General features: G+C 59.5%; 9 protein-coding genes. 8 read left to right on the plus strand and 1 reads right to left on the minus strand.

From position 1 onward, the window contains the following. From OXF11_17750 to OXF11_17780, 7 genes are all read left to right on the plus strand, one after another. On the plus strand, nt 1-214 hold a 214-nt coding region (locus OXF11_17750; protein ID MCY4488945.1), incomplete at its 5' end, for a hypothetical protein. Between the two features lie 209 nt (nt 215-423). Beyond that, nucleotides 424-576, plus strand: a complete 153-nt coding sequence (locus OXF11_17755) for a hypothetical protein (protein ID MCY4488946.1) — start codon at nt 424-426, stop codon at nt 574-576. Continuing rightward, nucleotides 576-1538, plus strand: a complete 963-nt coding sequence (locus tag OXF11_17760) for a XamI family restriction endonuclease (protein MCY4488947.1) — start codon at nt 576-578, stop codon at nt 1536-1538. The genes OXF11_17755 and OXF11_17760 overlap by 1 nt, the downstream gene beginning before the upstream one ends. Beyond that, complete coding sequence (locus OXF11_17765; GenBank protein MCY4488948.1) at nt 1539-3131, plus strand: Eco57I restriction-modification methylase domain-containing protein; 1593 nt, start codon at nt 1539-1541, stop codon at nt 3129-3131. Between the two features lie 318 nt (nt 3132-3449). Further along, on the plus strand, nt 3450-4082 hold the full coding sequence (locus OXF11_17770) for a hypothetical protein (GenBank protein MCY4488949.1): 633 nt from the start codon (nt 3450-3452) through the stop codon (nt 4080-4082). Between the two features lie 68 nt (nt 4083-4150). After that, entirely contained in the window at nt 4151-4843 is a 693-nt protein-coding gene (locus OXF11_17775; GenBank protein ID MCY4488950.1) for a class I SAM-dependent methyltransferase, read from the plus strand. 298 nt (nt 4844-5141) lie between these two features. Continuing rightward, nucleotides 5142-5288 carry a hypothetical protein gene (locus OXF11_17780; GenBank protein MCY4488951.1) on the plus strand — a complete coding sequence of 49 codons (147 nt, stop codon included), beginning with the start codon at nt 5142-5144 and terminating at the stop codon, nt 5286-5288. Nucleotides 5289-6187: 899 nt separating this feature from the next. Here the strand turns inward: OXF11_17780 and OXF11_17785 are convergent. Next, a complete protein-coding gene (locus tag OXF11_17785) occupies nt 6188-6631 on the minus strand; it encodes a helix-turn-helix domain-containing protein (protein ID MCY4488952.1) in 444 nt (147 codons plus the stop codon). 238 nt (nt 6632-6869) lie between these two features. Between OXF11_17785 and OXF11_17790 the strand changes: the two genes are divergently transcribed. Continuing rightward, nucleotides 6870-10907 carry a type II toxin-antitoxin system MqsA family antitoxin gene (locus OXF11_17790; protein MCY4488953.1) on the plus strand — a complete coding sequence of 1346 codons (4038 nt, stop codon included), beginning with the start codon at nt 6870-6872 and terminating at the stop codon, nt 10905-10907. The last annotated feature ends 596 nt before the right edge of the window (nt 10908-11503 follow it).

Raw genomic sequence — 11503 nt, forward strand, 5'->3', positions numbered from 1 at the left:
CGACTATCTGGAGCGGGAGGGCGCGCGGATGAAGGCGAAGAACCCGCCCCGGACGGACGACGCGCACGGTCATCTGATGAAGTACGGCCCGGAGCCCAACCACTGGAACGAATACATCCACTGCGCGTACACGGGCCATCAACGTGAGGCGATCTTCCTGACCGGCATCCCGGACATCCGGGAGAGCCTTCCTCACGCTTCGGCTTTTCGGTAGCTCGGCGGCGAAGCCGGCCCGGGCGGAGTTTGCCCGGTATCTCGGCACGTTCCGGTCCGTGGGTGCGCGACGGGAGGACGGGCGGGTGTGGAGTCGCGAAGAGTGCCGCAGCACGTGAATTGTCCGGTAAATTCGCGCGAGCGCTGTTGACGGGTGGCGAGTCGTCGTCAACAATGAACGTAGTCGTAAGTACGGAGAGAGGAAGGCGGATGATGACGCGGGGCCCGACGCAGGTTGCCGGGATCAGGCTGTCGAAGCTGGCGAAGGTCGAGAAGGAAGCGGCGACCGAACGAGCTATTTCAGGAGATGTGGAAGCTTTGCTGGCGGGCAAAGCGGGAAGATCCGGAAATGAAGGCAAGTGATGGCAGTCAACAGGGACAAACCGGACCGGTGGAAACAGGACATCGCGGAGTCGGTGGACATGTACAACGACTGGTTCATGCGCTTTGCGCCGGAGGCCTACCGGACGACGCGGGTGCAGACCACAAAGGATGTCGAGGCGACGCTTAAGGCGACGAAGAACCTGAAAGATGTGGGCGTGGATCTTCTGAAGGCGGAGCCTGCGGTGTTGCCGTCACTGCGGATGTCCACTTGTCCGCCTCTGGCCGAGGACCGGCTGATCGGTCTTGCTGGCGTCTCCGGGAACCTCGTCAAGGCGATGGATAAGGGAAACAGGCTCCCGCCGCGAATGGCCCAGCAGGAGTTGGACAGAGACCTTAAGAAGATCGGGCAGATCATCGAGAAGATGGCCGACCCGGATGTCTTCGTCTGGTTGGAGCGCGGGGACGATCCGTCCGAACAGGAGTTGCACCGGGCTGCGACGATCGTGGCCGATCGCCTGTGCGGGGCCGTCGCCAATCCGACCATCCGTAACGCACAGGAAAAGCGTCAGCTTGCCGCGATCGGCGAATGGTTGACATCTCTGGGGTACGAAAACCTACCGCCAGGCGAGGGCACGAAATATGACGAATTGGAGCCGGGGACGTACGCGTTCCATCTCAACGTGCCGGTGGAGCAGGAAGGGGCTGCCAGGACGGTCAAGATCCCTGTGGATGCGGTGGTGATGCCGAAAACGGCGAAGGTAGACGAGCTGCCGCTACTGATCGAGGCAAAGTCAGCGGGGGATTTCACGAACGTCAACAAGCGACGCAAGGAAGAAGCTACAAAGGTGAACCAGTTGCGCCGGACCCATGGTCACAACGTACGCTACACGCTGTTCCTATGTGGATATTTTGACAGCGGCTATCTCGGTTACGAGGCCGCGGAAGGCATCGACTGGGTCTGGGAGCACCGTATCGACGATCTGGGGGAGTTTGGGTTGTAGATGATGAAGAAAGCAGTTGCGGAGCTAGAGGAGCGACGGCTGGCCCTGCAGGAAGAGCTGGACGCGAAGAGGGACTCGGCCGTGCGGAACCGGATGGGGCAGTTCGCGACGCCGACCGGCCTGGCGGTGGATATACAGCGCTATGCCAAGGCGCATCTCGGTAAGAACACGAGAGTGCGGTTCATAGACCCGGCGATCGGGACGGGCTCTTTCTATTCGGCGTTGCTGGACGTGTTCCCGCAAACCCGTATCGGTGCTGCTGTGGGGTATGAGATCGACCCGCATTACGGCGGACCGTCGGCGAAGTTATGGGGCGCGACCGGGCTGGATATCCGCCTGGAGGACTTCACACGAGCTGAAGCGCCGGAGGCTGCAACAAAGTTCAACCTGTTGATCTGTAACCCGCCCTATGTGCGGCATCACCATATTGACAACGGCGAGAAACAGCGGCTGAAGCTGCGCACGCAGGACGCCTGCGGGGTGGAGATCAACGGACTGGCCGGGTTGTATTGCTATTTCTTGGGTTTAAGCCATGTGTGGATGGCCGATGGCAGTTTAGCGGGGTGGTTGATTCCGAGCGAGTTCATGGACGTGAATTACGGCGTCTCGGTGAAGCGCTACTTACTTGACAAGGTGACGCTTCTGCACATTCATCGCTTCGATCCGAGCGATGTGCAGTTCGGTGACGCGCTTGTGTCGTCAGCCGTGGTGTGGTTCCGCAACGAACAACCTCGGATAGGGCATGAAGTGCGATTCACCTATGGCGGAACGCTGGAACGGCCGAAGCTGGAACGGTTAGTGCCGGTGGAGACATTGCGCCGTGAACGAAAATGGACGGGCTATCCGGTGAAGGAACGCCCTGAAGTGGCCGCGGGGCCAGTGCTGGGCGATTTCTTCAAGATTAAGCGGGGTCTGGCTACGGGCAACAACAGCTACTTCATCCTGTCGGTGCAGGAGATCGAGCGACGCGTGTTGCCGATGGAAGCATTCAAGCCGATCCTGCCGAGCCCGCGCTTTGTACTGGACGACGAGATCAAGGGCGATCTGAGGGGCAACCCTGTGCTGGAACGGCGCTTGTTTCTGCTCGATCCTCCGTGGACGGAAAACGAGATTAAGGAACGCTATCCGAAGCTGTGGGCCTATCTGGAAGAAGGCAAGGCGGAAGGCATCGCCGATCGCTATCTCTGTCGGCATCGGACGCTGTGGTACACGCAGGAATTCCGACCGCCGGCGCCGTTCGTCTGCACCTATCTCGGCCGAAGCGACAAAAAGAGCGGGAGGCCATTTCGCTTTATTCTGAACAATTCGAAGGCGACCGCCGCGAATGTGTATTTGATGTTGTACCCGAAGGCACCTATCGAGCGCGCCTTGCAGGAGAGGCCGCAGTTAAAACGGAAGGTTTGGGAGTTCCTGAACGAGATTTCCCCGCAGGCGATGCTGGGAGAAGGCCGCGTGTACGGTGGAGGACTGCACAAGCTAGAGCCGAACGAGCTCGGGAACGTCCCGGCGAAGGCGATCGCCGAGTTGTTGCCCGGATCGGCTCAGCCGCCACGGGAAAAGCAAGTCGAGATGTTCGAGGAATCGGTCCCGTAAGGTGTGATGAGTAACAGAAGAAGGTGATGGGTGCTGCACGGGGCTTGCAACTAAGCGATTCCGAGTTCGTAAGGAACTTCGAGAACGGCTAAACGGCGGCGAGATAGCGCAGAAGGTAACATTGACGCGCTAGTCCCGCTGCCCGGTCCAAGAAAACCAGGGCCACCTCACTTGCCCGGGACGCCCCACAACAACAACTGACCGCGACACCTTAAAGTTTGCCCGGGTTTGGCGGCCACCCGTCGAGAACATTTGTTGTGGAAGAGGGCGTTGTGCCAACTCAACGCCGACTCGTCGGTCAACAGAAGGGAGTCCGGAATGGTACGTTGGTGGATTGCTTGGCGCAGCCTGATATGCCGATTATTCTTTCTCTTCAGTTCTGTTGCTTCAATCGGGGGTATGTTCATATCGCTCCGTCCCACCCCGACGACGTTGCCGTGGTGGGGTATAGCCCTCCTCGTCGTCGCAGTGATTTTTGTCGTGGTTCTCGTAGTTTTCGAACTTCATGATCACAAGTACTGTCACGTCTTCGCGAAGACCGACACGGAAGGCATCAATAGATATATGCATCATTGGATCAAATACGGTAGCTTAGTCGCGATTTGGACCAGAGACATGAGCTGGGCCAATAGTGGGACGACTAAAGAGTTGTTGATGCAAAAAGCGCGAGACGGTGAGCTTATTCTTTGTATGCCATCGCCCACCGAACTAACTGACGAACTTACCGAAAATGGCGCGGAAGGTTGTTACTATGGAGCAGAACGCCACGAAACGCCGTCTTCACGCTTTACAATAACGAACTTCGGTCGAGATGGGAGCGCTGTTGCGGTCGGCCGAACCGTCGGGAGGACTCATGTGATTGAGGAGTTCAGTGCGGGCGCTCACCCGGCCTATCACATTGCTGCGGATCTTGTTGCCTTAGTCCGGTCAAGTCAGGCGCAGGTGCGATAGTGGCACCCATGAGACCTTGCCCTCCCAAGAGCCATAGTGAACTAGTAGGGGATTGGGATCGCCTAGCGGTGGAGCGCCACCGGCAGATTTCGTCTGGTGTCGATCTTAGTTTCGACCATGTTATTGCGCCAACAACCTGGAAGTTGCTGGAAGATTGCAATCGGTCGATTGTGCTTGATGTAGGATCGGGAACAGGAGAATTCACCGCGCAACTTGCGAAAGCAGCTGAAAGAGTTGTTGCGATAGAACCTGCGCAAGCCAGTACGGTAGTGGCTCGGAGCGTTTGCAAAACTATGACGAATGTCCGATTCGTTGAAGCGCCGCTTGAAGATGCGTTAGATCAATTGGTTGATGTAAGGGCGACAATGGCGGTGGCGGTAATGAGTTTAATGACTGCACCAGATCTTCGGAGGGTTGCGGACGCCCTCTATCAAGTTCTGAGGCCCGGAGGACGCTTTGCGGCCGTTCTCACCCACCCGTGCTTTTGGCCGAAGTATTGGGGGTACAATGATGCGCCTTGGTTCAATTACGAAACTGAGACATTCATCGAGGCGCCGTTCGCGATTTCGAAGTGCGCGACTGAGTTCGTCACCACACATATTCATCGTCCGTTGGAACAATACACAGCTACGTTTTCGGACGCAGGATTTCAACTAGAGAGGTTATTGGAACCAATGCCAAGGGATGAGGTGCAAGCACTGTATCCCGAACGATGGGCCTTTCCGCGGTTTATGGGGTTGAGGTGGGCGAGGGTGGCGTGAGAAGGATGGTGCCAGTCACTAGTCATCATGAGGAACGATGGAGTAGGTGTGAGGGATGATAGCCTCAGCGTACCATGAACTGCTCGACAGCGCACAGTGGAGGAAGACATCCGCCGGCGGTCCCCGGCCGCCCTTTACCGCAACCCTGGTGGCTTCTGCGCTCGGCCGGTGGGTTGATCCAGACCTCTTTGGGGAGAGGCCGGCGCTCTGGGACTCAGTGAACGAATCGTTCCGGGTGCTTCGACCAGGCCGAACGCAGGGCGCGTTGGCGTTGTTCGAGAATGCGTTGGGCTGAGCCATGAAGGACATCATCCGGTGTGAGCATTGCGATCCCGACATGGCGGTGCTCGGTGTTGTAACAGGGGAAGAAGGACCGGCAGGAGTTGGTCGCGGCGGTGATATCCGGGAAGCGGGAGGAAGCCGGGGTGGTATTTTAGGGGCTTGAACTGCGGCTCGGAGAAGGGGTTGTCGTCGTTGACCTCGGGGCGGTGAGGGAGCGAGTGACCCCGAGGCCGGCGAACAGTTGGGCGGTGCAACTGTTGGTCATCGGCGCGCGGCGGTCCGAATGCAGGGTGAGCCCCTGGGTTTGATGCCCTGGTTGAGGCAGGACTGCTCGATGAGCCTTGCGGCCAGCGCGGAGTTCTCCCGGTCGGTGACCAGCCAGCCCGCGACGTATCGCCTGAAGGTATCGAGCAGGACGTAGAGGCAGAATACAAGCCCTCACGGCGAAGCAGCCGCCCGATCTGGCCGGGTCGGGTGCCCCGCGTCCTCGAGGATCCGCAGCCGGTACTCGGCCGTGAACTGGCGCGGGATAGGCTTGGCCGCTTGGCCACGCATGGTTTGTGATTCGCCGCTATCCGGGGGGACACGGACGGCGGCGGGTCCTTGCCCGTATTTGGAGTTCGCTGAGTTGAGGCGGAGGACTCAAGAAGACCGCCAATGAAGTCATCGGGATGTTGTGCTTCCAGCCCATGTGGCGCCAGCCGGTCCGCGGGAAAATCCCGCAGGTTGAGGGTCACGATTACGCTGGCACAACCGTGGATCGCCGCCGCCAGAACATGGCGGTCGTGGACATCAGGGAGGTCGAGTTCCGCGATGAGAGTTTCGTAACCGGAAACGACCGCCTCGGGAAAGTGCTCGTCCATGATCGAACGAGTGCGCCCCAGCCTGGCGACTGTGAGATCGGGCCGGTCGGCGAGAAGGTTGGCGATCCATTCTTCATTGAATCGCGACGCTCCAAAGCGGTTGGTACAAGTATTGATCCGCCAGGCGCAGAAGAAAGTCTCGAAGGCCACCGGGATACAAGACGTTGGCGTCGAGCAACGCCGTCAATCGGTTCATCGGCTATTGCAAGCCGAGTTTCTGATCCTGGGCAGTCAACTCGTCCAGCGCATCTCGGCGACGAGACTCCGTATTCCGACGATAGGCGAGAATGTCTTCAGTCCGCACACGCCGATGTGAGCCGACCTTACGGTATGGGATTCGTCCCTCGTCGAGCAACCGTACCAGGAACGTCCTCGAAACCTGCAGGAGATCGGCCGCTTGCCGTGTGGTCAACTCGGCCTGAACCGGTGTCAACGCAACTGTATTGCCACGCGCCATCTGGTCCAGAATCTCCCGCAGAAGCCGCAACGCTTGGGCGGGAATCTCGACCGTTTCCTCGCCGGCCGCGCCAAATCGAACCGGAACTGGCTCAGTCCCATCCGGCAACTCTGCCAGTTTCCTGCCGATATGGTCGGCAAGAAAAGCGTCCCGGCCGCTCGCAAGACTGGTTTCTCCGTCCTTCATGGCTCGATTTCCCATTGGCCCGCCTCCATTATCGACAACGGCGATACCTGCACATCTAACATAAATGCCATATTCGCTGCAAACGACACCTTCAGGCTCAGAGGTCACTTGAACTGTTCCCCTTGACTGGTGTGTGCCCGCTTAATCTCCGGCCTACGCGCTCGGCGCGAATAGGCAACTCTCTTGACTTTCCTCATCTGTTGACTAATATGGTGTTATCAAACAAGGAGACACCATAATGGTCATATCAATAACTCCAGAAGAAATCCGTGCCATCCGGGAAAGTCTTGGCCTCTCACAGGTTGAAGCCGGCCAGTTGTTGGGCGGCGGCCCGCGCGCTTTTACCAAGTATGAGGCTGGGACGGTCAAGCCTGCCGCCGCCGTCGTCAAGCTGCTCCGTCTGCTGGAGGCCGATCCATCCGCGCTTGTCACCTTGGGAGGGAGCAAGTCCCGTCCGATGGCTGCTGCAGCGGTTGGCCCGTTTGAGGTGACGGGCGAGCATATCAAAGTCCTCACGGAGCGAACACTCCCGGAACTCCTGCGTCGTCTTTTGAGTTCCGAGGCCCAAGCCCACGGTCTCCCGGAACACGGTATCCATGTGGCTAGTGATATCACCGTTGCTGACGGAGGTGAGGACGGACGCATCACTTGGAAGGGCGGTCCCGACGGGACGCTATTCCTTCCTTCTCGGAACTGCCAGTTTCAATTGAAAGCCGGCAGAATCTATCCGGGTGATGCGGGCGAGGATGTCCTGACCAAGTCAAAGGCAGTCAAGGACATGGTCGGGTCGGTCCTCCGGGACGGCGGCTACTACATCATGCTGTGCTCACATCCCTACGTTCAGAAGGATATCGAGAAGAGAGAGGAGCGCATTCGTCAGGCGATCCGTGGTGCCGGCCTGAACATACGCGATGAGCAGGTCGGCTTTCGTGACGCCGACCAGATCGCGACCTGGGTGAATCGCCACCCCTCCGTCGCCATCTGGGTGAAGGAGCGCACTCAACCGGGCACCATCGGCCCTTTCCGTTCCTGGAGCCACTGGGATGGACGCCACGAGCATCAAAGGTCCCGGTGGGTCGAGGATGAACGCCTCCCTGACCTGCGCGCCTGCCTGCGTGAACAGGTGACCGAACCACGCACGGTGCTCAGGATCGTCGGGCCGTCAGGGATCGGCAAGTCTCGCTTGACCCTTGAAGCGATGCGCCCAACAACGGAAGGAACAGCAAGCCCCTTCTTGAGTGATCTCATTCTTTACTCTGTCGAAACCGAGGCCGGATCCGAGTCCATCAACCAAGTCGTCCAGACATTGGCGGATACCGGACAACGCGCCGTCGTGGTCGTCGACCACTGCTCTCCCCAAACTCATCAGATTCTCGCTGGAATGGTACTGCGTAGTGGCAGTCTTCTTTCATTGATCACTATCGACGACGAGGTTCCCGCCGGAACGCCGGACGACACGACGTTCATGGTCCCCGAGGCGCCATCTTCAGTCACCGAAGCTGTCATAGATCGGGTCTCACCAGGCATACCGCTTGAGGACCGGAGGCGGCTCGCCCTTTTCTCCAAGGGTTTCCCGAAGATCGCGATCCTCGTCGGACAGGCGTGGGCCGCATCCCGTCCCGTTGCCCATGCCACGGATGGTTACCTAGTCGATGCTTTCGTTTTGGGGCGCAACCCTCGGGAGCCCGATCTGTTGATCAAGGCGGCGACGCTGTTGGCTACCTTTGGCTTGGTCAACATGGCGGACGGCAGTCAGGTGAGTGAGGTCGCTGGCCTGGGGCGTGACCTAATCTCCGAAGACCTTTCCTTTGCCGTTGAAGATCTTTGCAGTCGTGGAGTCGCGCGACGGCGAGGTGGGGTCGTTGTGCTCCAACCGCGCCCGGTCGCCATGAGGCTCGCGGAGCGCCAATGGAGGGAGTGGGAGCCGGTCAAATGGGAACAAGTGCTGAGCGGAGACACCAGCCCGGACCTTAAGGTGCTGGCCGCCCGGCAACTTGCCTTGCTCAACACGACCGACGTCGCCCGTGACGTCGTGAGGCATGTCTGCCGCATCGGCGGACCCTTCGATGGTGCCGGCGGACTTTCCGTGACCAGCCACGCGGAGGTGTTGTCAGCGTTGGCGGAAGTCGACACGGAGGTGGTCGCCGACCAAATGGGTCGTTCCCTGAGCGATGTCAAAGACTTGGCGGACGTGGGAGACGAGACGCGTCGTCACTTAGTATGGGCACTCGAGAAAATTGCCTTCGATCCCGTTAGCTTTGACGTTGGAGCGTTGCACTTGTTGCGTCTCGCCGTCGCTGAGGACGGGATCTGGAACAACAATGCCACCGGACTGTTCGTAGCGCTCTTCCCGGTCGTGCTTGGTAACACCGGGGCCGACGGGACGGCGAGACTCTTCGTGTTGGATGAGGCTGCCGCTACCGACGAGCCGATCCAGCGTGCCATTGTCGTTAAGGCGCTGATTGCGGCCACCAAGACCGACCATTTCTCGCGGATGGTGGGAGCGGAAATCCACGGATCCCGCCGGGCACTGGAACCATGGCAGCCAGCGACACAAGACGAACTGGTGGACTACGTAAAGGGATGCGTGGAACGCCTCGTGGTGTTCGCGACGCGCGACGACGAGCTTGGTGCGTATGCCCGCAAGGGTTTCGGCGGTAATCTGCGCTGGCTTGTCAGAAGTGGCGTCATCGACGTCGTGGAACCTGCGATCCGGGAGGTGGGCGCCTTTGCGGGCTACTGGGCTGAAGCGCTTGAGAGCCTCGGCCGTTTCATGGAGCATGACACCGGCAAGATGGACGAGGCAGTAGTGAGCCGAGTCAGGAAGTTGATCGACGAGTTGATGCCGGTGGACGTTGTATCGCGCGCGCGTTTCCTGGTGACTGAAATGCCGCCGGGACACCTCTGTGACGGGAAACTGAGTCTCGACGAATGCGAGCAACGTCAGGTTCAAGCCGTACGGGAGTTGGCGGCGGAGCTTGCCACACAGCATGAGGCTCTCACGCGGGTCCTACCCCAACTCAGCCGTGGCTTGCAGCGGATGTCGTACGTATTTGGAAAGGCCATCGCCGACATTGCCGATTCGCCGCAGGACTGGTTGGACCCGATCATTCTAGCCGTTTCGGAGGTGCCGGAGGACGGGCGAGACTTCGATCTGCTGTCCGGTTATCTCACAGGCATGGTGGAAAAATATCCAGAAGTTGTCGATTCCTTCAAACGGAAGGCGTCGCGGTCACCGGAACTTGCGCCTGCGCTGCCCTTGGTCTGCTGGCGCCTTGGCATTACGCCGTCCGATATCGAGTTCGTCATCGGTGCGTTTGAGGCGGACCTGTTGCCGCCCTGGCGGTTGATGCAGTGGACTCTCGGCGGGGTGCTCGCCAAGGTACCGCCCTCTGCGGTGACGCCCCTTTTCGACAGGATGCTCGGCCACGGCGTCGACGCGTTCCATGTGGCTGTGGAACTCATGGGCATGTATGCCTACGGTGCACCCGAAAAGCTTGAAGACTTGCGACCGCAGATCCGCAAGTGCGCGGAGAACCTGACCCGGTGGGAACGGTCGCAGGGATCACCCGAGTTCGACCATCACTCCGAGCAATTCATGCATCACTTCGAGCAACTCATGGAATGGATGCTCAACAAGGGCCGGAGCGACCGCGACGCCTGTGCCACGGCTCTGGTGTTGGCGAGGACGCTGGTCGAAGTCGAGAACTACGGCGATGAGTGGATGATAAAGCGCGTCGTCCCGACAATGTTGACTTGCTTTCCTGAGATCGTCTGGCCACTGATTGGCCAAGCAATCGTCTCAGACCCACAGCAGGCATGGCGCCTGGAAGTTGTCTTGGGAGATCGGTTCTCGTTCGGGCGGGGGGAGAGGCCAAATCTACTCTACCTCTCCGAAGAAACCTTGTTTGCCTGGTGCCACGCGCATCCGGATCGTGCTCCCGCGTTCGTAGCATCCATGGTGCCGTTCCTCACAACCTGCGACGTCAAAGCCTCCGAGAGATCACTGCATCCGGTCATGGCCGGCTTGCTTAACGATTTCGGCGACCGCAGTGACGTACGGCAGGCAGCGGCCCGCAATATACACAACTTCTCTTGGTCGGGGGCGGTGACGAGCTACTACCAGCTGTACACAACGCCGTTGACGACGCTGCGCGACCAACACCCGAAGCGAAAAGTACGCCAATGGGCCAGTTACATGCTCCGCACCCTCGCTGATCGGATCGATGATGCGCGTTCTGTTGATGATGAGCGGGAGGCGCGTCAGGAAGTCTAACAGGACCTGTTACACGCTCCTTGCCGCGCGGGTTCGCAACGACTTTGGGGTTACTGAGGTGGTCCTGGTTTGTAGGACAGGATGGCGGCAGAGTAAAGGTGTATTCCGGATGATCGGTTATACCGCCAGAATCCTGCAGAGGTGCAGACGAGGTGTGCGGCTCAGCCTGCCTCTCCAGCGGTATTCCCTTGTCGTAGGGTTCGGGCGGGTGGAGTCGGCCAGGACGGAGTGAAGCCATTCGGTATTGTGAAACGGTATCCATCGGGCGATGACCGTTGGGCTTGGAAGCCATCTGAGAATTCTTGCGGTTAGACGGCTTCGGACACAAGCGAGCGCGAGCGGCGCGCTCGATGAAGATGTTGTCCACGCAACCGCCCCCGCCGTCGATGGCGACGCCGACGTCTTTGAGGGTAGCGGTGGACTCCAGGCTGGTCAACTGGCTGCCTTGGTCCGCGTAGCGCTCCAGGGCTTCCGTGAGGGCGTCTGTGCTTGGTCGCCGCCGCCACTCGCGTATCCCTTCAGGATGTCGGCGGCGATGCTGTCGGATACGCGGATGGCGGAGTCGCGCACCGACTCCCGCGCCAGATGCGCGTACC

Source organism: Deltaproteobacteria bacterium, from assembly GCA_026712905.1.
Classification (GTDB): domain Bacteria; phylum Desulfobacterota; class Binatia; order UBA9968; family JAJDTQ01; genus JAJDTQ01.

Excerpts from the sequence above, each read along its gene's own strand:
- OXF11_17755 (MCY4488946.1), top strand. The coding sequence starts at position 424 with ATGATGACGCGGGGCCCGACGCAGGTTGCCGGGATCAGGCTGTCGAAG.
- OXF11_17760 (MCY4488947.1), top strand. The coding sequence starts at position 576 with ATGGCAGTCAACAGGGACAAACCGGACCGGTGGAAACAGGACATCGCG.
- OXF11_17765 (MCY4488948.1), top strand. The coding sequence starts at position 1,539 with ATGATGAAGAAAGCAGTTGCGGAGCTAGAGGAGCGACGGCTGGCCCTG.
- OXF11_17770 (MCY4488949.1), top strand. The coding sequence starts at position 3,450 with ATGGTACGTTGGTGGATTGCTTGGCGCAGCCTGATATGCCGATTATTC.
- OXF11_17780 (MCY4488951.1), top strand. The coding sequence starts at position 5,142 with ATGAAGGACATCATCCGGTGTGAGCATTGCGATCCCGACATGGCGGTG.
- OXF11_17785 (MCY4488952.1), bottom strand. The coding sequence starts at position 6,631 with ATGAAGGACGGAGAAACCAGTCTTGCGAGCGGCCGGGACGCTTTTCTT.
- OXF11_17790 (MCY4488953.1), top strand. The coding sequence starts at position 6,870 with ATGGTCATATCAATAACTCCAGAAGAAATCCGTGCCATCCGGGAAAGT.